Annotated in this window: 19 protein-coding genes; 11 read left to right on the forward strand and 8 right to left on the reverse strand. The window is 65.3% G+C overall.

Translation table 11 applies throughout. The features are described from left to right. The first annotated feature begins 7 nt into the window (after nucleotides 1–7). Nucleotides 8–1324 (forward strand): LytR C-terminal domain-containing protein, encoded by a 1317-nt coding sequence (locus tag ACN9MU_RS22195; protein ID WP_426343466.1) that lies wholly within the window; start codon nucleotides 8–10, stop codon nucleotides 1322–1324. Here ACN9MU_RS22195 and ACN9MU_RS22200 read toward each other — a convergent pair. Further along, a complete protein-coding gene (locus ACN9MU_RS22200) occupies nucleotides 1321–2754 on the reverse strand; it encodes a PLP-dependent aminotransferase family protein (RefSeq protein ID WP_426343467.1) in 1434 nt (477 codons plus the stop codon). The two genes, ACN9MU_RS22195 and ACN9MU_RS22200, sit on opposite strands and share 4 nt — an antisense overlap. Before the next feature lie 115 nt (nucleotides 2755–2869). On the opposite strand from ACN9MU_RS22200, the gene ACN9MU_RS22205 reads away from it, so the two are divergent. The 7 genes from ACN9MU_RS22205 to ACN9MU_RS22235 all read left to right on the forward strand — a co-directional run bounded on the left by ACN9MU_RS22205 (nucleotide 2870) and on the right by ACN9MU_RS22235 (nucleotide 9762). After that, nucleotides 2870–3847 (forward strand): threonine dehydratase, encoded by a 978-nt coding sequence (locus ACN9MU_RS22205; RefSeq protein ID WP_426336122.1) that lies wholly within the window; start codon nucleotides 2870–2872, stop codon nucleotides 3845–3847. Nucleotides 3848–4011: 164 nt separating this feature from the next. After that, the gene (locus ACN9MU_RS22210; protein ID WP_426318583.1) at nucleotides 4012–4869 is read left to right on the forward strand and encodes a DMT family transporter; all 858 of its coding nucleotides are present in this window, start codon (nucleotides 4012–4014) and stop codon (nucleotides 4867–4869) included. A gap of 68 nt (nucleotides 4870–4937) precedes the next feature. After that, entirely contained in the window at nucleotides 4938–5396 is a 459-nt protein-coding gene (locus ACN9MU_RS22215; protein ID WP_426162604.1) for a RidA family protein, read from the forward strand. Between the two features lie 19 nt (nucleotides 5397–5415). Continuing rightward, nucleotides 5416–6609, forward strand: coding sequence for a PLP-dependent aminotransferase family protein (locus tag ACN9MU_RS22220; protein WP_426343468.1), 1194 nt, complete (start codon nucleotides 5416–5418; stop codon nucleotides 6607–6609). Between the two features lie 15 nt (nucleotides 6610–6624). Next, nucleotides 6625–7881, forward strand: coding sequence for an esterase/lipase family protein (locus ACN9MU_RS22225; protein ID WP_426343469.1), 1257 nt, complete (start codon nucleotides 6625–6627; stop codon nucleotides 7879–7881). A 118-nt stretch (nucleotides 7882–7999) separates the two neighbouring features. After that, nucleotides 8000–9292 carry an esterase/lipase family protein gene (locus tag ACN9MU_RS22230; RefSeq protein ID WP_426343470.1) on the forward strand — a complete coding sequence of 431 codons (1293 nt, stop codon included), beginning with the start codon at nucleotides 8000–8002 and terminating at the stop codon, nucleotides 9290–9292. Nucleotides 9293–9294: 2 nt separating this feature from the next. Further along, on the forward strand, nucleotides 9295–9762 hold the full coding sequence (locus ACN9MU_RS22235) for a hypothetical protein (protein WP_426343471.1): 468 nt from the start codon (nucleotides 9295–9297) through the stop codon (nucleotides 9760–9762). 33 nt (nucleotides 9763–9795) lie between these two features. Here the strand turns inward: ACN9MU_RS22235 and ACN9MU_RS22240 are convergent, their stop codons facing one another. Continuing rightward, nucleotides 9796–10599, reverse strand: a complete 804-nt coding sequence (locus tag ACN9MU_RS22240) for an SPFH domain-containing protein (protein ID WP_426162609.1) — start codon at nucleotides 10597–10599, stop codon at nucleotides 9796–9798. A gap of 270 nt (nucleotides 10600–10869) precedes the next feature. Here ACN9MU_RS22240 and ACN9MU_RS22245 point away from each other — a divergent pair, with 270 nt between their 5' ends. Then, nucleotides 10870–12231 carry a diguanylate cyclase domain-containing protein gene (locus tag ACN9MU_RS22245; protein ID WP_426336124.1) on the forward strand — a complete coding sequence of 454 codons (1362 nt, stop codon included), beginning with the start codon at nucleotides 10870–10872 and terminating at the stop codon, nucleotides 12229–12231. A gap of 93 nt (nucleotides 12232–12324) precedes the next feature. Here the strand turns inward: ACN9MU_RS22245 and ACN9MU_RS22250 are convergent, their stop codons facing one another. The 3 genes from ACN9MU_RS22250 to ACN9MU_RS22260 are packed head-to-tail and all read right to left on the reverse strand — an operon-like array spanning nucleotide 12325 to nucleotide 17254. Then, entirely contained in the window at nucleotides 12325–13887 is a 1563-nt protein-coding gene (locus ACN9MU_RS22250; RefSeq protein ID WP_426336125.1) for an FGGY-family carbohydrate kinase, read from the reverse strand. Beyond that, the gene (locus ACN9MU_RS22255) at nucleotides 13884–15650 is read right to left on the reverse strand and encodes a glycerol-3-phosphate dehydrogenase/oxidase (RefSeq protein WP_426162612.1); all 1767 of its coding nucleotides are present in this window, start codon (nucleotides 15648–15650) and stop codon (nucleotides 13884–13886) included. Before ACN9MU_RS22255 ends, ACN9MU_RS22250 begins: the two co-directional genes overlap by 4 nt. After that, nucleotides 15647–17254: an FAD-binding oxidoreductase gene (locus ACN9MU_RS22260; RefSeq protein ID WP_426162613.1), complete on the reverse strand. Its 1608-nt coding sequence runs from the start codon at nucleotides 17252–17254 to the stop codon at nucleotides 15647–15649. The genes ACN9MU_RS22255 and ACN9MU_RS22260 overlap by 4 nt, the downstream gene beginning before the upstream one ends. Before the next feature lie 68 nt (nucleotides 17255–17322). On the opposite strand from ACN9MU_RS22260, the gene ACN9MU_RS22265 reads away from it, so the two are divergent. Further along, the gene (locus ACN9MU_RS22265; protein ID WP_426343472.1) at nucleotides 17323–18360 is read left to right on the forward strand and encodes an AraC family transcriptional regulator; all 1038 of its coding nucleotides are present in this window, start codon (nucleotides 17323–17325) and stop codon (nucleotides 18358–18360) included. On the opposite strand, the gene ACN9MU_RS22270 is transcribed toward ACN9MU_RS22265, so the two are convergent. The 3 genes from ACN9MU_RS22270 to ACN9MU_RS22280 are packed head-to-tail and all read right to left on the reverse strand — an operon-like array spanning nucleotide 18357 to nucleotide 21097. Further along, nucleotides 18357–18779: a hypothetical protein gene (locus tag ACN9MU_RS22270; protein ID WP_426162615.1), complete on the reverse strand. Its 423-nt coding sequence runs from the start codon at nucleotides 18777–18779 to the stop codon at nucleotides 18357–18359. The genes ACN9MU_RS22265 and ACN9MU_RS22270 overlap by 4 nt on opposite strands. A 26-nt stretch (nucleotides 18780–18805) precedes the next feature. Then, complete coding sequence (locus ACN9MU_RS22275; RefSeq protein WP_426318589.1) at nucleotides 18806–20197, reverse strand: cytochrome P450; 1392 nt, start codon at nucleotides 20195–20197, stop codon at nucleotides 18806–18808. A gap of 12 nt (nucleotides 20198–20209) precedes the next feature. Then, nucleotides 20210–21097: a LysR substrate-binding domain-containing protein gene (locus ACN9MU_RS22280; RefSeq protein ID WP_426318590.1), complete on the reverse strand. Its 888-nt coding sequence runs from the start codon at nucleotides 21095–21097 to the stop codon at nucleotides 20210–20212. 96 nt (nucleotides 21098–21193) lie between these two features. On the opposite strand from ACN9MU_RS22280, the gene ACN9MU_RS22285 reads away from it, so the two are divergent. Beyond that, on the forward strand, nucleotides 21194–21904 hold the full coding sequence (locus ACN9MU_RS22285; protein ID WP_426318591.1) for a hydrolase: 711 nt from the start codon (nucleotides 21194–21196) through the stop codon (nucleotides 21902–21904).

A 21904-nucleotide genomic window follows, 5' to 3' on the forward strand; every position in this document is an offset into this window, starting at 1 on the left:
AATTGCCATGATCAAGCTCAAGCCAATCGCATTGGCCGCAATGGGTTGCGGCCTTCTCACGGCATGCAGTGCTCCTCCGGCATCGCATCAACTGGCCTTGCAGCCCGTCGTGCGCGGCGACATGCCGGGCAACCAGGCGGCAAGCTGGAACCGGCTGGCGCGCTTCCACCACGAGCGCGGCCAACTGGCTTTGGCTCTGGGTGCCTACGCGCAATCGCTTGCCCTCGATGCCAACCAGCTTGAGGCGCGCAACGCGGTGGCCGTGATCGAAGCGCAGCGCGGCGACCTGGAACTGGCGCGCAAGGCCCTGGTGGCGCTGGTCAAGGACTATCCGAGCGAGGCGCAGCCGCATACCAACCTTGGCTATGTGCTGTACCTGATGGGCGATAACGCCGGTGCCGCGCAGAACCTGCGCCGGGCCATGGCACTGGGTGCAGGGAAGAAGGCCTTCGAGAACCTGCAGATGGCCGAAGCCGCGATGGGCAAGCAGTCCGGCGCCGACGCGCCGCAGCTGGCCGCCGCCAGCGCCGCCGATGCCGACGCGCCATCGGTCGCTGCGCAGCCTGTCATCGCGCCTTCAGTGGTGGCACCGTCCGTCGCCGCTCCATCCGTCGTTGCCGAACCGGCTACTGCGCCGTCCATCGTTGTACCCGCCGCAAGCGCACCGCCAATCGCAACGCCGATCGTAGCCGCAGTTGCCGCCGCCCCGGTTGTCCCAGCGCAAGACGCCTCCGCACCAAACATGGCATTGCTCTCCGAGGACCCCGTCGCGCCAGCGCCGGCCCAGGCGCCGCGCAAAGAAGCGCAGCCACTGGGCGTGCTGCCCGCCACCACGGCGAGCGAAATCGCCAGCCATATGGAACTGATCAAAGTCGTCGGCTACGTCTACGAGCTGAAAGCCCGCGTCGCCGCCGAGCCGGCAGCCGCGCCGGTTGCCACCGCGGCACCAACATCCGCCGCCGTGCAGGCCGCAGCCCAGGCCGACCGCGTCCGCGTGGCACGCCTGGAAGTCTCGAACGGAAACGGCGTCGCCGGCATGGCACGCCGCTTCCGCAACCTGCTGGGCCAGATGGGCATTCCGGTCAATCGCCTGAGCAACGACAAGCCGTACAGGCAGGTTGCCACCATCATCCAGTACAGCCCAGGCTTCGAAAAGCAGGCCGCCAGCCTGCAAAAAGCCCTGCAAGGAAAGGTGCAGCTCACCAGCAAGCAGCTGGCCTCCTGCGACGTCCGCCTGTTATTGGGCAGGGACGCACAGGTGAGCATGGCAGCCGTCACGGAGGCGATCGCAGTGTCCCAAGTTGCCATGCACGACGAAAACTAGTTCGCAAGCTCGCGCTGCAGGAAACGCCAGATTTCCGGCGCCTGCAGCGCAGCGATGTTCAGCCGCATGAACTGCGACGGCAGCTGGCTCGGCGAGAACAGGCTGCCCGGCGCCAGCAGCAAGCCCTGCCCCATGGCCTTTTCGGTCAGCACATTGGTGTCGCGTCCGGCATCAACCCATACGAACATGCCCGCCGGCGGCGCACTGGCGATGCGCATTCCCGTTTTCTCGAGCTGGCGCACGATGCGCGCACGCAGGCCGTCCAGGCGCGTGCGGATGCGCTCCGTGTGCTTGCGGTAGCTGCCTTCGGACAGCACTTTGTGCACGACGCGCTCGCCGATATCGCTGGTGGTCAGCGTTTGCAGCATCTTGCGATCGGCCAGGCGCAGCGCCATTTCTTCCGACGTGGCGATGAAGCCGACGCGCAAGTTGGCGGCCATGGTCTTGGAAAAGCCGCCGAGGTAAATCACGCGCTTCAGCTGGTCGAGCGCCGCCATGCGGGTGGCTGGCTGCACGCTGCTGCCCGGGTGCAGGTCGCAGTAGATATCGTCTTCCACGATGGTGATGCCGTGTTCTTCGGCGATGCGCAGGATCTGGAAGGCCTTGGCTGCCGACAGCGAAGTCGAACTGGGGTTGTGCAGCACGGAGTTGATCACATACAGCTTGGGCTTGTGGATTGCAGCCAGCTCGGCCAGTTGTGCAATATCGGGGCCGTCGGCCAGGCGCGGTATTCCCACCACCCGCGCCCCCAGCGCGGCAAAGGAGCCGAACATCAGGAACCAGGCCGGATCGTCGACAAACACGGTATCGCCGGGGCGGGTGAATTCGCGCGCCACCATGTCGATTGCCTGGGTAACGCCGGCGGTGGTGACGATCTGCTCCGGCGCGGCGCCGATTTCGAGCTCCGCCAGCTTGTGCTGCAAATGCTGGCGTAGCGGCAGGTAGCCCTGCGGCACGCCGTAATTCAAGAGGATGCTGCTGTGCTGGCGGCTGATGGCGCGCAGGGCGTTGCCGATCGCCACCCCATCCAGCCAATCTGCTGGCAGCACGCCCGTGCCGGGCATGTACTGGTGCGGCACGGTGCGGAACATATTGCGCACCAGCCAGACCACGTCGAGACCCTGCGTGCCTTCCGGCTGCGCCAGGCCCGGCTCGCGCGCGGGGGGCTGGGGCGCCTGCAGCGGAGCGCGGTCGCGGATATAGAAGCCGGCGCCGCGCCTTGATTCCAGGTAGCCGCGCGCGACCAGCTTGTCGTAGGCGCCGACCACGGTGAAGGGCGACACGCCGTGCGAGGTGGCGAACTGGCGGATCGACGGCATGCGCGCGCCGGCGCGCAGCACGCGGTCGTCGATGCGGGCGGCCACGCTGCGCACGATCTGGTCGCTGAGCGACTCGCCGCCCTCGCGGCTTAGCAGGATTGTATTGGTCATATCACCATCACAGTGCGTCAAATTATTCGAACAAGTGTATTGGTACTGTACTGGTTACTTATCCTACGATACACCCATCCCCCGCCAATATCCAGTGATTAAAGGAGCCTGCGCCATGAACCTGCTGCCAACCCGTGCTGAACTCGACGCCGCCGCCACCATCGTCTACGGCGCCATGCCTGCCACGCCGCAGTTTTCCTGGCCGCTGCTGAACGTGGCGCTGGGCACCGAAGCCTGGGTCAAGCATGAAAACCATACACCGACGGGCGCCTTCAAGGTGCGCGGCGGCCTGGTCTACCTGGATGGACTGCTGAAGCGCGAACCTGGCGTGGCAGGCATCGTGTCGGCCACACGCGGCAACCATGGGCAGTCGATTGCCTTTGCCGCGCGCCGCCATGGCGTGAAATCGACCATCGTGGTCCCGAACGGCAACAGCGCCGAAAAGAATGCTGCCATGCGCGGGCTGGGCGCGGACCTGATCGAGTACGGCGACGATTTCCAGGCCAGCCGGGAATATGCGCTGTCGCTGGCACGCAAGCAGGGCTTGCATATGGTGCCGTCCTGCCATGCCGACCTGGTGGCGGGCGTGGCAAGCTACTGGATGGAGCTTTTCCATGCACAGCCCGGCCTGGACACCGTGTTCGTGCCGATCGGCCAGGGGTCCGGCTTTTGCGCGGCAGTTGCGGCGCGCGAGGCGCTCGGCCTGCGCACCCGCCTGATCGGCGTGGTGTCCAGCCATGCACCGGCTTATATGGAATCGTTCCGTAGCGGCCAGTTCTGCGAGGCGCCAACCACCACGGAACTGGCGGATGGCATGGCCTGCCGCACGCCCGATGCGGGTTCGCTGGAGATCGTGCGGCGCTATGCCGATGACGTGGTTGCCGTCAGCGATGAGGAAGTGGCGCGTGCGATCCGCCTGTATTACCGCGCCACGCACAACCTGGCCGAGGGCGCAGGGGCGGCGGCGCTGGCGGCGGCCTTGCGCCTCAAGCACGATCCGCGCGTGGCGGGGTGCAAGGTGGGTTTGCCGCTGACAGGAGCCAATGTGGATGCGGAGAAGATCATGCGGGTGCTGTCAGAGGTGCTGCCATGACGCCGTATTCACATGATGGGCCCTCGTGGGAAGTTGACTGCCAAACCGGTACCCCGGTGCCTGACCCGCAGGATCAGGCACCGGCAACGCGGCGGCTGCGGGCGGGTGTCAGACCCCGTGGGTCTGACACCGAACTTCCGGTTTCAGGCGCCGAAAGCCGCGGCATGCTGCTGGGCTTCATCGGCGTCGCCATCTTCAGCCTGACCTTGCCCTTCACCCGCCTGGCCGTGGCCGGCCTCGATCCGGTTTTCGTGGCCATGGGCCGCGCCGTGGCGGCCGCTGTACTGGCCCTGTGCTGGCTGCGCTGGAAGCGCGCCCCGCTGCCGGCACGCGCCCAGTTGCCAACCCTGCTGGCAGTGACCATCGGCTGCGTCATCGGCTTCCCGCTGCTGACCTCCATCGCCATGCGCACCCTGCCCGCCTCGCACGGCGCGGTACTGGTCGGCATCCTGCCGCTGGCAACCGCCCTGTTCGCGGCCTTGCGCGGCCACGAACGCCCTTCGGCCGGTTTCTGGTGCATGGCCGCCGCCGGCAGCGCCCTGGTGGTCGGCTTCGCGCTGCGCCAATCGGGCGCAGGCCTGCACGCCGCCGACCTGGCCGTCTTCGCGGCCGTGGCGCTGGCCGCCATGGGCTATGCCGAAGGCGGCCGCCTGTCGCAAACCATGGGCGGCGAACAAGTGATCGGCTGGGCGCTGGTGCTGTCCCTGCCGCTGGCCGCGCCGGCCACCGCGTGGCTGCTGTGGCGCGACTGGAACAGTATTGCTGCCGCACCAGCCAGCGCCTGGCTGGGCTTCAGCTACGTGTCCGTGTTCTCCATGTTCATCGGCTTCTTTTTCTGGTACCGCGGCATGGCGCTGGGCGGCGTGGCGCGGGTCGGCCAGGTGCAATTGGCCCAGCCCGGACTATCGTTGGTGGCCGCCGCCGTGGTCCTGAACGAAACTTTGCATATTGAGCATATTCTGTTCACTTTTGCCGTAATTGCCGTCGTCGGCGCAGGAAAACGCATGAAAGTGGCCCGTTGACCGTGACGAATTCGGCAACGTGCAGAGTACAATAGCGACTTCACGGAACCTTTTTTCTTGGAAATCACATGTCTGTCTACGAAAAACTGAAGTCGCTCGATATCACGCTGGCTGCGCCGGCCACCCCGGCGGCCGCCTATGTCATGTACGTACAAACCGGCAACCTGGTGTTCATCTCCGGCCACATCGCCAAGAAAGACGGCGCGCCATGGGTCGGCCAACTGGGCAAGAATATCGCGACCGAAGAAGGCAAACAGGCAGCGCGTTCCATCGCCATCGACCTGATCGGCACCCTGCAGGCCGCTTGCGGCGGCGACCTGACCCGCGTCAAGCGCATCGTCAAGGTCATGAGCCTGGTGAATTCCACCCCTGACTACACCGAACAGCACCTGGTCACCAACGGCTGCTCCGAGCTGCTGGGCGAAGTGTTCGGCGACGCCGGCAAGCATGCACGCTCCGCCTTTGGCGTGGCGCAGATCCCGCTTGGCGCCTGCGTTGAAATTGAACTGATCGCCGAAATCGCTTAACCCCCGCTAGAGATTGAATATGAAAATCGAGAACCAGAACCCATTGCAATGGAACTTCTCCGAGCGTGCCAAGGGCATGCAGGCGTCCTTCATCCGTGAGATCCTGAAGGTCACCCAGCAGCCTGAAATCACCTCCTTCGCCGGCGGCCTGCCTTCGCCTGCCACCTTCCCGGTGGAGATCATGCAAGCGGCCTTCGACAAGGTGCTGTCGACCAACGGTAAAGTCGCCCTGCAATACGGCCCGACCGACGGCTACATGCCGCTGCGCCAATGGATCGCCGATTCGCTGTCCCAGAACGGCGCCAAGATCGCTCCGGAACAGGTGCTGATGGTGTCCGGTTCGCAGCAGGCGCTGGACCTGATCGGCAAGGTGCTGATCGACGAAGGCAGCAAGGTGCTGGTGGAGACCCCGTCCTACCTGGGCGCGCTGCAAGCGTTCTCGGTGTACCGTCCTGACTTCCATTCTGTCGCCACCGACAAACATGGCCTGGTGCCATCGTCGCTGGACGCGATCGCCGATGGCGCGCGCCTGCTGTACGCGCTGCCGAACTTCCAGAACCCGACCGGCCGCTCGCTGTCCGTTGCGCGCCGCCAGGAACTGGTGGAGACCTGCGCCCGCCTGAACCTGCCGCTGATCGAAGACGATCCATATGGCGCGCTGTCCTATACCGGCCAGCCTAGCCCGAAAATGGTCGCCATGAATCCGGAAGGCGTGATCTACATGGGTTCCTTCTCCAAGGTGCTGACCCCTGGCATTCGCCTGGGCTACGTCGTGGCTCCGCTGCCGATGGTGCGCCGCCTGGAGCTGGCCAAGCAGGCAGCCGACCTGCACACCGCGCAACTGACCCAGATGGTGGTGCACGAAGTGGTGAAGGATGGTTTCCTGGACAAGCACATCCCGACCATCCGCGAACTGTACGGCAACCAGTGCAAGGCCATGCTGGACGCCATGGACCAGCACTTCCCGAAAGAAGCCACCTGGACCAAGCCGGACGGCGGCATGTTCATCTGGGTCGAGCTGCCAAAGCACATCAACGCGATGGAACTGCTGGACGAAGCGATCAAGAACAAGATCGCCTTCGTGCCGGGCGCACCGTTCTACGCCAACGAGCCAGCCACCAACACCCTGCGCCTGTCCTTCGTGACCGTGCCGCCAGAGCGCATCCGCGCCGGCATTGAAGTGCTGGGCAAGTTGATCAAAGCCCGCATGTAAGCCCTGCTGCGCAGGATGAAGTTCATACCGGGGTTCATCCTCGCAGCATGGCTTGCCGTCGGCGGCGCACACGCCGCCGACGGCAAGCCTCCTGTCGTGCTGGTGCACGGCTTCTTCGGCTTCGACCACGCCACGCTTGGCGGATCGTTCCGCTACTGGGGCGGTTTCAACGATATCGCACAGCACATCAGGGCCGGCAGCGGGCGCGATGTATTCACCGCCGGCGTGGGGCCGGTCAGTTCGAACTGGGACCGCGCCGTCGAACTGTATTACCAGCTCAAGGGCGGTTGCGCCGACTACGGCGCCAGCCACACGGCGCAGCACGCAGCCGCCGGGCATATCCAGAAGCCAGCAGGCAAATGCTGGGCGGCCGATCCGTCCAATAATCCTGAAAAATATCCGCTCGCGCTGTATCCGCAGTGGGATGCCGCGCACCCGATCCACCTGGTCGGGCATAGCCAGGGCGGCCAGACCATCCGCACCCTGATCCAGCTGATGGACCAGGGCACTCTGGGCAACGGCGGCGCGCGCGGCTGGGTAATCAGCGCCACCTCCATCGCCACGCCGCACAACGGCACCACGCTGCGCGATATCGTGGTCGACTGGCTGCCGGACGTTTCGACGCTGGCCGGCCTGGCCGTGCAGGCCACCGGCGCTGGCGGCTCCGGCGGCTCCGGCTTCAAGTACCGCCTGGAGCAGTTCAACATGAAGGCCAGCGCGGCCGAATCAATCGACGACTTCTTCGAGCGCACGCGCGGCCACCCGTTCTGGAACCTGAACAACCACGACTCCGCGCAATGGGACCTGGCCCCGGATGGCGCCAGCGAATTGAACAGCTGGGTCAAGACTTCGCCGGATGTCTACTATTTTTCCTTCAGCGCCCAGGCCACTGAATCGCTCAGCCTCTTTGGCAAGGAATTCCAGTACCCGCGCAGCGACATGATCTTCTTCCTGCAGGGCATGGCGGGCGAATGGGTCGTGCCGTCGTTCGGCCATCCCGGCATGGGTTCTTTCAGGCAGGCGGCGCCCGGACGCGTGCCGACCGACCAGCGCTGGTTTGCCAACGACGGCGTGGTCAATACCATCAGCATGGCCGGCCCCGAGGGCAGCAAGATCCAGGCGCTGGACGGAGCACCGGTCAAAGGCGTGTGGAACCATATCGGCACCATGCAAGGCATGGACCACTTCGACGTGATCGGCTGGGATGCCAAGCCTTCGGCTGCGTTGAAGATGTACGACCAGCTGATGGCCATCCTTTCCAAAGTCGAGTAAGCGGGCCGGCTGGCTCGCCGTGCATTGCGATTGGCTCCGCAGGCACGGTTATGCCGCAACCGTGCGCAATCGCCCCGTGGTGAAATGAATCACACAAAAAACCACGGGAGACAAACGCATGAAAGTGCTACCGAGCCTCACCCTGGCCGCCTGCCTGGCCGCCTCCTCCGCCCATGCAGCCAATAGCGACCCGGTCGTGCTGGTGCATGGCTTCCTCGGCTTCGGGCCGGAGACGTTCGCCGCCACGGGCTTCAAGTACTGGGGCGGGTTCAACGACATCGCCGCGCATATCCGGAGCACGCAACGGCCGGTGTTCACTGCCGGCGTGGGGCCGGTCAGCTCGAACTGGGACCGCGCGGTCGAACTGTATTACCAGATCAAGGGCGGCTGCGCCGATTATGGCGCGCGCCATGCCGCAGACCATGCCGCCGCCGGCCACATCCAGAAACCGGCCGGAAAATGCTGGGCCGCCGACCCGGCCAACAATCCAAACAACTACCCTGTCGCGCTGTACCCGCAGTGGGATGCCCAGCACCCGCTGCATTTCGTGTCGCACAGCCAGGGCGGCCAGACCATCCGCACCCTGATCCAGTTGCTGGAAAACGGCGCGCCGAACGGCGCCGGCACGGAAGGCAGCGGCGCCCTGTACACAGGCGGCAAAGTGGGCTGGGTCAAGAGCGCGACGTCGATCTCCTCGCCGCACAACGGCACCACGCTGCGCGACGTGGTGGTTGAGTTCGTGCCGAAGGTTTCCGAACTGGCGGGCAGCATCGTCGAAGTGGCGGGCCTGGGCGGCTCCGGCGGCAGCGGCTACAAGTTCCGGCTAGAACAATACGGTCTGGCGCAGGGGCCGGCAGAATCGATCGGGGACTTCATCGACCGCACGCGCGGCGCCCCGTTCTGGCAGCTGTCCAACCATGATGCCGCGCAATGGGACCTGGCGCCCGACGGCGCAGCCCAATTGAATGGGTGGGTAAAGACTTCGCCCAACGTCTACTACTTCTCGATCGGCTCGCGCGCCACGGAGCAAGGCCACTGGTGCTGCAACAACACCGACCGCGTGATCGCGCCGTTCCAGAGCAGCGATTACCAGTACGCCCGCAACGACATGATCTTCTTCCTGAAGAACACTGCAGGCGAATGGGTGGTGCCTTCGATCCTGCAGCACGGCATGGGCTCCTACCGCTCGCCCGAGTGGTATCCGAACGATGGCGTGGTGAATACCGTCTCGATGCGCGGACCTTCCGGCCAGCCGCAGCGCAACTTCGACGGCGCGCCGGTCAAGGGCAGCTGGAACTATATCGGCTACTACGACCAGTACGACCACTTCGACGTGATCGGGTGGGATTCGCCGACGTGGGCGGTGTACCCGATCTACGACAACCTGCTCAGCATCATTGGTGGGCTGTGAACGTGCGCGCTACGATAGGCATCGCATCGATCGCCCTGGCGGCTGTACTGTGGCGGGCTGGCGCGCCGGCGCCCTCGCCTGCTTCCCTGCCTGCGCCGCCAGCGGCCACCGCCACTGGCAGCGCCGCTTCCGCCCCGCTTGCCCAGCCCGCGCCGGCGGCTCCGCGCAGTGCAGCCCCGACAGCCAGCACCACGACTGCCGTTGCAGGCGTCGAATCGGCCGTGCGTGAGGCGCGTCGAACCGGCAAGGGCGAACAGGAAGTCCATCGCCTGCGCAGCGAGCGGCTGCCAGCCGAACAAGTGGAAGCTCTGGCCCGCATGGAAGCAGCCGAAGCAAACTGGCGCCAGCGTCTGGAAGCCCTGCAGGCGGCATGCGCAGCCAACATCGGCTGCGACGACGCGCGCGCCAGCTTCACGCGCGAGGAACTGGCGCGAACGACCGCCTACGCCGCGCCCACCCTGCGACAGTAAACACAGTGCGCCCGCAAGCGCGGGCGCACTGTCTTATTTACTGGTGATATTGACCATGCCCTTGAAGTCGTATGGAATCACCACAGTCTGCACCTTGCCTGCCGCAATGCCTTCCGCGATCTTCATCTGGGCCTGTGCCTGCATGTAGGAGATGGCGCCGGCATTGGCGTTAAGCGCTGCAATACGCTCGGCTTCCTTCTTCGCGATCTGCACCTCGACCTCCTTGGTCTTCTCCTCGTTCTTGGCGCGCACCAGGTTGTCGGCGCTGGCCTTGACCGCATCGCTGGGAACCATGCCGCCCACGCGTACCTGCGAGATCGTGATGCCGTTCAGTTTTTCATCGTTCAGCGTCGCGATCATGGTGGCCTGGATCTCCTCCTCGATCTGCGAGCGGTTGTCGTTCATGTTCAGTGCTTCATACTTTCGCGCGACCTTGTACACTGCGTTGCGCGCGGTCTGGTAAATGTAGGCGTGCATCAGGTAGATGTCGCCGCTGGCATCCTGCGTGTGGAAGGAGCGGCTCTTGTTAACCCACAGGTCCGACACCGCCGACGGCGTGATGTTGTAGATCACGGCCAGGTCGAAATCCTTCATGGTCGAATTGTCCGCAGCCAGCGGCATCAGGTCGCGCACGTCGACGCTGACATCCTTGATCGGGAAGGTCAGGATGGAGCCGACGATCGTCTGGTTGAAGCTGCCCGCCACGCGCTCTTCGGCTTCCACGGTCTTGTCGAAGTTGACGCGCAAGCCCACCTCGCCGGTGTCGATCACCTTGCAGCCGGACAGGGCGGCTGCGGCAAGCAGGACAGGAACCAGCAGGAGCGTATGTTTTTTCATGGCGATCTCGATGAGTTGAAAGAAGCGCCATTCTATTGCTTTCCGGACAGATAAAAACCATGAAAATATCGCCAGGATTACCGTTGCCAAAGAGCTAGCGGAAGTGTTCGGATATACACCAAATGTCACAACTTTCCTTAGCTCGCCGGAAACTTTCACCAACTATCAACAAGCCAACGTCTTTTTTAGGCAAAACCTTCCTTGAATTTCTACAATTCCAATTGGCAACACGGTATCATCAAGCCCATATCCTACTCACCCCTAGTCAGCATGAATCAAGGCGGTACCAGCTTTTCGCCACGGCGCGACGCCGTGATTTTGATTGTTGATGATGCGCCGGACAACCTCTCGGTCTTGCGCAAGTTGATGGTCGAGCAGGGTTACCAAACGTACGTCGCCAACTCCGGCGAGCGCGGGCTGGAAATCGCACGCCGCGTCCACCCTCACCTGATCCTGCTCGACGTCATCATGCCCGGCATGGACGGCTTCGAGACTTGCCGCCACCTGAAATCGCACCCGGCCACGGAAGACATTCCGGTGCTGTTCATGAGCGCCCGCAACGAACAGGAAGACGTGGTGGCCGGCTTCGAACTGGGCGCAGTGGACTACATCGGCAAGCCGCTGCGCATGGCCGAAGTGTGCGCGCGGGTGCGCACGCAGCTGCAGATCCGCTTCGCCACCGAAACGCAGCAGGAACAATCGGAGCGCCTGCGCACGATCGTCAACAACATGGCGGAAGGCTTGCTGATCATCGAAGCCGATGGTCGCATCCAGTTCACCAACCCGGCCTGCGACCAGTACCTGGGGTATATGTCGCATGAACTGGCCGGCAAATCGATTTCGGATTTGCTGAATCCATTGGTAGCAGACGAATACCTCGAATACTTTGCACGCTACGCCGCCAACCCGGAAGCGGCCCACAGCCACGGCACGCGCGAAGTGATCATCCGCCACCGCACCGGCAAGTCGGTATGCATGGACCTGACGCTGACGCCGATGTTCCTGCGCCAGCCCTTGTTCATCGGCCTGCTGCACGACATCACCCACCACAAGCTGTCGGAAGATGCGCTGCAGCGCGCAGCCATGATCGACCCGCTGACTAAAATCGCGAACCGGCGCCACTTCGATTCCTTCCTCGAAAAGGAATGGCAGCGCGCCATGCGCACCGGTGCCCCGCTGTCGCTGGTGGTGCTGGATGTCGACCACTTCAAGCTGTACAACGACACGCTGGGCCATGCACAGGGCGACGTCTGCCTGCAGCAGGTAGCGCAGGCAATCGGCGCGCACGCACTGCGCGTGACCGACCTGGCAGCGCGCTATGGCGGTGAAGAATTCGTCCTGCTGTTTGCCGAAACCGACGCCGATGCCGCCTTCCAGATGGCCGAATCGATCCGCACCCATGTGGAATCGCTGCACATCCCGCACCCGCGCTCGGTCACCTCGCCACACATCACCGTCAGCATCGGCGTAGCGACCTTGTGCCCCACGCCGACGGACAATATCGAATCGCTGTTCGTCGCCGCCGACCGCGCCATGTACGCGGCCAAGGAAGACGGACGCAACCAGGTGCGCGCCACCCGGCCGCCCACCACCGCCATCGAAGCCGCCCGCGCCGCCCTCGCCAAACGCTAATTTGAAAGTCGGGGTCAGGTCTGGCAATCCGCCATAAAAGGCACGTACGTGCCTTTTATGGCGGATTGCCAGACCTGACCCCGACTTTCTGCTTTAAAGCTTTTCGGGGTAGCCGGTGATTGCGGCGATTTCGGCGTACATCGGCTGCAGGCGTTTGTACATCTTCAGGTAGACCCGGTGGTAGAGCTGGTCGTAGGTCTTGCGGTGCGCGGGATCGGGCTGGAAGACGCGGCCCTTGCGCGTCATGGCGTTGATCGCACTGTGGAAGTCCTGGTGCAGGCCAAGGCCGGCTGCGACGGCGATGGCGGCGCCAAGGCCGCTGGTCTCGTAGACGTGGGCGCGCGCTGCCGGCAGGCCGAAGATGTCGGCCGTGAGCTGCATGGCGGCGTCGCTTTGCGAGCCGCCGCCGGCCACGCGCAGTTCGGTGATCCTGGTGCCGCTGCGCTTCTCGATGCGTTCGCGTCCTTCGCGCAAGGCGTAGGCCAGGCCTTCGAGAATGGCGCGGTACATGTGGGCGCGCGTGTGCACGTCGCCGAAGCCGATCATGGCGCCTTTTGCTTCCGGTCCGGGCACCTTGATGCCTGGGCTCCAGTATGGCTGCAGCATCAGTCCCATCGAGCCTGGCGGTACTTCATTCACCAGCCGGTCGAACAGCGCTTCCGGCGGCATGCCCTGCTCCATCGCTGCCGATTGTTCGAGGTGCCCGAATTGCTCCTTGAACCAGTTGACCATCCAGTAGCCGCGGAAGATCTGCACCTCGGTGCTGTAGGCGCCTGGAATGGCCGCTGGATAGGGCGGTATGAACGGCGTGACTTCGACGTACTTGCTGGTGGTGGTGTTGATGGTGGCTGTGGTGCCGTAACTGAGGCAGCCGATGTGCGGCTCCAGGCCGCCGGCGCCGATCACTTCGCAGGCTTTGTCGGCGGCGGCGGCCACCAGCGGCACTCCTTCGGGGATGCCGGTGGCGGCGGCGGCGCGGGCATGGATGGTGCCGATGATTTCACCGGGCTGCAGCAGTTCGGGCAGCTGATCGGGACGCACGGCCAGCGCCTGCCATTTCCAGTCGCGCGCGCCGGCCCAGGCGTGGCGCTTGTAGTCGAACGGCATGTAGGCAACCTGCGAGCCAACGGAGTCGGCGAAGCGGCCGCTCAGGCAATGATTCAGGTAGCCCGATAGCAGCAGGAACTTATGCGTACGGTCCCACAGGCCGGGCTGGTGGGCCTTGATCCAGTTGACTTCCGCTTCGCGGCGGAAGTAGTCGATGGTGCCGTCCACGCCGGCCAGCTTGAAGGCGGCCGTCCACAAAGGACCTATCGGCGGCACCTGTTCGGTGCGGCGCTGGTCCAGCCAGGTGATGGCGGCGCGCAGTGGCTTGCCTTCGCTGTCGACGGCCACCACGGTGCCGCGCTGGGTGGTGACGGCCACGCCGGCAATCGCACTGCGCGGAATGTCGGTGACGGTCCACAGGCGCTGGCAGGCGGCGCACACGGCATCCCAGTAGCCTTCCGCCTTGTGCTCTGCCCAGCCGGGCTGCTCGGAGTGGTAGGCAGGCTGCAGGTGTACTTGCGTCTTGGCGACCAGATTGCCCTGCAGGTCGAACAGCAGCGCGCGCACGCTTTGCGTGCCATTGTCGATGGAAAGAAGGTATTTGCTCATGCGCGTGCTTTCGGCAGGCTGTAGTTTGACCGGCATAATGCCAGATATGCCGCTTCTTCGGCAGCCCAGCGCTGGTCGTCCCAGCCTAGTTCCGGCTGGCAGATGGCGCGTATGCGGCCCAGCAGCGCGGCGCCGCCGTTGGCGAGCTGGATGCCAAGGCGGCTGCGGCGCAGCATCAGGTCCTCCAGGTGCTGCACGGATTCGTGGCGCGCCGCCCAGCGCAATTGGGCCCAGAGGGTTTCGGTGCCGGGGATTTCTTCGAGTTCCCCTTCCTGCGCGGCGGCTACCAGTGCCTCGGCCTGCGCGCCGTAGCGTCCTTGCAGGCGCCTGGCCTGGCCCGGCGGAAGCTGCCATGGCCTGGCTGCTCCGGCGGCGGGCCATGGGCTGGCTGGCGACGCAAAAATGGCGTGCGGCCCGAGATCGGCCTGCCAGTGCGGCAGTTGCTGCGCGGCGTGGCGCAGCACGTCGAGCGCGATGGCGCGGAAGGTGGTGAGCTTGCCGCCGGTGACGGTCAGCAGGCCGTCCTGCTGCCACAGCACGTGGTCGCGCGCTTCTTTCGAGGGGTCGGCCTTGCCGGTGTCGATCACGGGGCGCACGCCGGCGTAGGTGGCCAGTACGTCGGCCTCCGTAATGGCCAGCGTTGGGAACTGGTCGTGCAGCGCTGCCATCAGGTAATCGGTTTCTTCCTGTGTGATGGCGGCTTCCTGCTGCAGGTCGCTGCGGTGGTCGACGTCGGTGGTCCCGACGATCGTTACCCCCTCCCATGGGAAGGCGAAGACCGGGCGGCCGTCGTGCGGGTGCATCAGGCTGATCGCCTGCGCCAGCGGAAGGCGCCAGGCCGGCAGCACCAGGTGGCTGCCGCGCAAGGGCCGCAGCCGCGCGGCCGGCTTGTCGTGCAGGCGGGCGGCCCAGGCGCCGGTGGCGTTCACCACCAGCTCGGCGCGCACCTCGTGCATCGCGCCGCTCACTGCGCAGCGCACCAGGGCGCCGCGCACACGCCCGGCCTCATTGCCCGCCACGTGGTCGCTCGCTGCGCCGGCCGCCATGTTCATTTTGGACACCTCGGCGCCGAGCGTGGCGATCGCCGCGCCGACGACCAGCGCCGGGCCGGCAGCGGCCTTCGCCTCCGCGGCGCCATCGCGCAGCAAGGACTGCACCGCGCAGTAGTTGACCGCGACACCGCCGTGCGATTGCGCTTCCTGCAGCACGCGCATGACCAGGCGTGCGTCGTCGGTCCTGGCGTCCTGGTAGCAGATGCCGCCTTGCAGGCCTTCAGTGCGGATATGCGGCGCCATCGCCAGGAATTCCTGTGCGCCGAAATAGTGGCGGGCGCGCTGCCCGGCCATGCGGTCATAGATCGCCAGTCCAAGCAGGAAGGCGCGGCGGCCCGGCTTGCGGCCGGCGTAGTCGCCAAAGGCAAAGCCGAGCGGCTCCACCAGCCCTGGCGCATCGCGCAGCAGCGCATCGCGTTCGTGGACCGATTCGCGGGTCAGTGCAAACTGCCCTTCCTTCAGGTAGCGCAGGCCGCCGTGAACCAGCTTCGACGACCGGCTGGACGTGCCCCAGGCAAAGTCGCGCTGCTCGACCAGCAAGGCCCGCAGGCCGCGCCGCGACGCTTCAAGCAGGATGCCGGCGCCGGTAATGCCGCCGCCAATGACCAGCAGATCCCATTGCTGCGCCAGCAACGCGGCCACCTGCCCCCGGCCGGCCGCCTTCCAGTGCGGCGCGCCGCTCGCCCCGGCGTGGCCTGAGGCCGGCTTCATGCTGCCTGCTCCGCCGGCAGCAGCTTGCCGGGATTCATGATGCCCTGCGGGTCGAAGTGCGAGAACAGTGCCTGCATGGCGGCGATGCCTGCCGTCCCCTTTTCCGCCGCGAGATAAGGGGCGTGGTCGCTGCCCACCCCGTGCTGGTGGCTGATGGTGCCGCCGTTGTCGACAATCGCCATGCTGACCGCATGCTTGAGCGCACGCCAGCGCGCCATGTCTGTTTCGAAATCGCCGCCGAGGCGGTAGACAAAGGTCGTATAGACGCTGGCGCCCTGGGCGTACAGGTGCGACAGGTGGGTATAGGTATGCACCTTTTCGCCCATTGCGCCCAGGGCGCCCGTCGCCGCCGCTTCGACCGCCCGCATCATCAGCGAAACGCGCGGCCAGTCGACCGCCGTCTCCACCGTATCGATCACATAGCCTTGCTTCCAGGCCGCGTTGCGCAGGTAGACGTTGCGAAAGCGCCCTTCCTTCCACTTGTCGCCCATGCGGCGGCCGACGTGCACCCCATTGAAGCCGCGGCAGGCCGCGATGGCGCTGCGCAAGGCGGCGCGGGCTTGCGCGCGCGAGCCGCTGGCGCCGATCATCAGCATGCATTTCCCTTCGCCGCAGCCGCGCAGCTTCAGCCAGCCTTCCAGCAGGCCAATCAGGCGCTTGTGGCCGGCCAGCGCCAGCATGGTCACGGTTTCCAGCGGGTTCGACAGGCGCAGCATCGACAGGCCGCCGCGCGCCTGCGCCAGCGCACGAACGGCTGCTTCGGCGCGTTCCCAGTCGGGGAAGAAGATGGCGTGGAAGGCCTCGTACTCCGGCAGCGCGCTCACGCGCACCGTCGCCTCGGTCAGGATGCCCATGCGGCCTTCGGAGCCGAGCACGATCTCGCGCAAGTCGGTCCCGGCCGCGGAGGCCGGGAAAGTCTGGATGTCCAGCCGCCCCTTCGGCGTCTCGACCACGCCACCGGCGAACAGCTGCTCGATGCGGCCATAACGCAAGGACTGCTGGCCGGATGAACGGGTCACGACCCAGCCGCCCAAGGTCGAATATTCGAACGATTGCGGGAAATGGCCGAGCATATAGCCGTGCGCCCGCAGTTGCGCCTCCAGGTCCGGGCCCAGCACCCCGGCGCCAAAGGTGGCGAGCTGGGACTGCTTGTCCAGGTTGTGCAAGCGCCCCATGCGCGTCATGTTCACCGCCAGTACGGGCCTGCCGCCGGCCGGCGCGGTCAGGTGCCCCGCCACGCTGGTGCCGCCACCCTGGGGGATCAGCGACACGCCATGCAGCTGCGCGTAGCCGATCAATTCGCGCACCTGCTGCGAACTTTCCGGATAAGCCACGCCATCGGGCGCGCTGCCGATGCGGCCATAGCGCAGCTTGAGCCAGTCCGGCAGGCTTTGTCCCAGCGCGTTGCGCAGGCGGGTGGCCGGCGTCGTATCGACCATGGGGTGCGCGGGCAGGCGCGATCCGGCAAGCGAGGCGCATGCCGCGTCAAAGCTGGCGTCCTGCACCGGCTTGCCGGGGCCGATGCGGCTGGCCAGGAATGCCAGCGCCTCATCATGCAGTGGGAATTCGACCGTCTCCTCGCCCCAACCGTTCCATCGTTTCATATGCAATCCCTTGTTATACTTTGCTCAATAAACTTTAATCCATTGCCACCCGCCAGTCTTGCTTTTTCATGCCAGAAGAATTGTTCGATCATGCCAAGCCTGCTCGCGTAGCGGGCTCCTACCTGCAACCCATGCTGGAGGCGGCTGCAGCGCGCGGGGTGACGGCGCAAGCGCTGGAGCAGGCTGCCGGCCTGCCCGCCGGCGCCCTGGAGCCGCTGCCGGAAGCCCTGCCGGCCGACATCTATGTGAAATTGCTGGATATCGCCGCCAGGCTGGCCGATGACCCGCATTTCGGCCTGCACGTGGGCGAGCGCGTCAAACTGGGCACGTACACGGTCTATGGACTGATCCTGCTGAGCTGCCGCGATTTCGGCCAGGCCTTCGATCAGACGATGCGCTACGAGCAGCTGGCGCACGACTTGGGGCGTTCCACGCTGCAGGTGCACGGCGCGCTGGCCGACTACACCTGGCATTCGAACTACCCTGCGCAGCAGCGTCACCTGGCCGACAGCGTATTCGCCGGCATCCGCGTGTTTGGCAACTGGCTGGCCGGGTCCACGCTGCCGCCGGCCGAACTGTCGCTGATGCACGACGGCGGCGACCCTGCCGGCCACGCCGAATACATGCGCGTGTTCGGCGCCCTGCCCCGCTTCAATGCAATGTCCAACGTGGCGCAATTCGAAGCCGCGCTGCTGTCATGGCCGGTGCCGAACGCGGACGTGAGCCTGTATCCGGTGCTGCAGCAGCACGCGGAACAACTTCTCAAGCAGCGCGCGGCGTCGGCATCGGCCGGCATCGTGGCGCAGGTGCATGAGGCCATCGTGCGCCGGCTGTCGCAAGGCCAGGTGCGGGTTGCCAGCGTGGCGCAAGAGCTGAAGCTGGCGCCGCGCACCCTGCAGCGCAAGCTGGCCGACGCCGGCTCCAGCTTCCAGCAGGTGCTGGACGACGCGCGCTTTGCGCTGGCACGCGATTATCTGCGCCAGCCCGGCCTGTCGCTGGTCGATATCGCCTTCCTGCTTGGCTACCAGGAGCAAAGCGCCTTTACCCATGCCTTCCGCGAGTGGTCGGGCATGAATCCTGGCGCATGGCGCGCGGCGGTGCGTTAAATCTCCGTGCCGCGCACGCGGATGAAGGGTCCGATGCAGCTTCCCATGTCGCGCCGCTGGCACATCAGGAACATATTATTCGAGGGATGGAAGACGATGAAGGACTGGATCACGTGGCCGACCTCGGTGACCTCGCCGGTGCAATCCTTCTTGCCGTTGTCTTTCACGATCTTGTCGTTGGATTGGTAGAAGCCGTCGCCGTCGGGCTGGTCGTCGATCTGGAATTCCGATTCCGCTATCTCGGCAGCACTGGTGATCAGTGCCGAGCCGTCGGCCCTGATGCGGTACATCTCGTGGCAGGAACCATCGGGCAGCTCGAAACGCCAGGTGCCGACAATGGGATGGTCGTTGCGCAAGGGGCCGGCAAGCGTCCCCTGGGCAGCCAGCAGGGCTGCGGCAAGCAACAGGTATAGTTTCATGGCAGCCCCCGGCGGAGTGATTAGACTCAGTATAGCCCTGTTGGACTATTTGCACTTTCCCGTTGCCTTGGCCGCAAAAGTACCGGCAGCGCGCTTGGCGTCATGGTGAAAGTGAACATCTCCTCGACCGGCGGCGCGCCAGGCAGCGCCTCGATGGTGAAGCTGCGCGCCACCATCGACATCAGCGTCCGGATCTCGCTCATGGCGAGATAGCGGCCCGGACAGAAGCGCGGCCCGCCGCCAAAGGGCAGCATCTTGCGCGCAGGGTCGTCGAATTTCTCCTTCATGGCCGGATCGAGCCAGCGTTCGGGCCGGAATTCGGCGCCGTCGGGCAGTGATACTTCGCGTTCGAAGGCATGGCGCAGCAGCATGAAAATCACCGTGCCCGCCGGTATCTGCACACCGTCCAGCGCCACGTCGCGCACGGCCTCCGCGCCCAGCACCGGCGCCACGGGCTTGAGGCGCATGGCTTCCTGCACGCAGGCGTCGAGGTATGGCGCCTGCCCGGGAGCGCCCAGGGCATCGGCTTCTTCGGCCAGGCGCGCGGCAGCTTGCGGATTGCGCGACAGCAGGTAAAGCATCCAGGCGATGGTGTTGGCCGTGGTGTCCTCGCCGGCAAATACCATGATGATGGCATTGGCGCGCACCGTCTCGTCGCTGATGCCGGAATCCGGCAAGTCCGCCGCCGCCAGCATCGCTTCGAGCAGGTTGTCCGGCTTGTCGTGAAGCGCCGGATTGGCTGCCATGCGGTCTCGCGCATCGGCAACGAAGCCGTCGACCGCGGCGCGGATGCGCAGGCCGGCCGCCTCGGCGGCACGGTCTGCCGGCAGCTTGATGCTGCGCCACCAGGCAACCGGCGCCACCAGCCGCCGCGCCATCTGTGCGAACACGAATTCGATATCCTGCTGCAGCGGATTCTCTTCGTGCCGCACCATGTCCTGGTCCTGCCCCATGGCCATGCCGATCGCCACGTCGAGCGCGAAAGCCTTGAGGTCGCGCAGCAGCCGTTGCGGCTGGCCCGCCTGGGCAGCCGCCTGCCAGCGCAGGCGCAAACGTTCGGTCATGGCAAGCAGCCTGGGATGGAAACGGTTGATGACTTCCGGCGTCAAGGCATGCATGACCAGCTTGCGCTGGCGGCGCCATTCCTCGCCCTCGGCCGCAAATACGCCGACGGCCGCCGCTTCTTCGAGGACGCTGGCCACCCGCCGCGAACGCCGCCACTGGTCGGGGCGGTCGTGCAGGACCTGCGCGATATCGGCATGCCGGCTGGTGACGATAAAGCGCCGGTCCATCAGGCGCATGCGGTAGATCGGGCCGTATTCGCGCGCCCATTCTTCCAGCTTCTGGTGGAAATGGGCCGTATCGATTCCAACATTACCCAGCAGCGGCACGCCGCTGGGGCCTGGCAGGTGATTCATGGTGCACCTCCTTCAGAAGCCGCACTCCCGCAAATAGTCAATGAACAGCCGCAGCCTGGCCGGCGTGAACTGGCGCGATGGCCGCACCGCAAACAGGCCAAAGGGCTCAGGGCTGGCGCCGGGCAGCAATTGCTGCAGGCGGCCGTCGGCCAGGGCCGGAGCCAGCACGAATTCGGGCAGCAGCACGATGCCCATGCCCTGGATCGCGCATTCGGCCAGCGCTTCGGCATTATTGGCCGCCAGCGGCACTTTCAGGTCGAGCTGCTCGCCCGGGTCGCCAATCAGGCGCCCCCACTCTTCGCGCACGCTCAGCAAGCTGTAATTTAACACCGAGTGGCCGCGCAGCTCCGCCAGGGTATTCGGCTGGCCGGCACGACGCAGGTAGGCGGGCGCTGCGGCGAACACGCGGCCGACAGTGCCAATACGGGTGGCCACCAGCGAGGAGTCGCGCAGGAAGCCGATGCGCAGGGCGACGTCGATCGCTTCCGCATGCAGGTCGGTGGTGCGGTCTTCCAGCAGCAACTGCACTCTCAGGCCGGGATGGCGCTGCATGAACGGCGGCAGCACCGGCGCCACTTTCTGGATGCCGAAGCTGAGTGGAGCCGCCACGCGCAAGGTGCCGCTGGCGCTGTCCTGGCCCTGGCGCACGCGGTCGTGGGCTTCATCCAGCAGCTGGAACACGGCCTGCGCATCGGCGTAGAAGGCGCGCCCGGCATCGGTGATGTCGTTGCGGCGCGTGGTGCGGGTGATCAACTGGCTGCCCAGCGCTGCCTCCAGCGTGGCGATGCGGCGGCTGATGGCGGCGGTGCTGACCGAAAGCTGTTCGGCCGCCCGCACAAAACTGCCGCTCTCCACCACGGTGATGAAAGCGCGCAGGTCGGTCAAGTCATATTGTTCCATTTTGCGTAAATATCATTTGCACAACCACTAGTTTATTACGGCATCCGGATTTATTAAAGTTCACTCCATCGCAACCCCACAACAACGGAGCACACCATGAATTTCAAGACCCTGATCAAAGCAGCACTGCCAGTCATCCTCGCCTTCAGCGCCGGCGCCCACGCCGCACCGCCTGCCGAACAGTTGCTGACGCCAAAGAACCACACCCTGGTGCTGATCGACCACCAGCCGCAGATGGCTTTCGCCACGCGGTCCATCGATATCGCCGAACTGCGCAACAACGTGACCGGCCTGGCCAAGGCGGCCAGGACCTTCAAGGTGCCGACCATCCTCACCACCGTCGCCGCCAAGTCCTTCAGCGGCCCGATCTTCCCCGAGCTGCAAGCGGTATTTCCTGAACAAGCCCCGATCGACCGCACCACCATGAATACCTGGGAAGACCAGCGCGTGGTCGACGCCGTGCAAAAGAACGGACACAAGAAAGTCGTGATGGCGGCGCTGTGGACCGAGGTATGCCTGGTGCAGCCGGTACTGTCGGCCATCGACCAGGGCTACGAGGTGTACATCGTGACCGACGCCTCGGGCGGCGTCAGCAAGGAAGCGCATGACATGGCCGTTCAGCGCATGGTGCAGGCCGGCGCCCGCCCCGTGACCTGGCTGCAGTACATGCTGGAACTGCAGCGCGACTGGGCGCGGGGCGAGACCTACGCTCCCGTGATGAAGATCGCTTCTGAACACGGCGGCGGCTATGGCCTGGGCATCGTCTACGCCAAGGAAATGTTCAACGCCAAGGAAGGCAAGAAGTAA

The organism is Pseudoduganella sp. R-32 (genome assembly GCF_049913245.1).
Classification (GTDB): domain Bacteria; phylum Pseudomonadota; class Gammaproteobacteria; order Burkholderiales; family Burkholderiaceae_D; genus Rugamonas.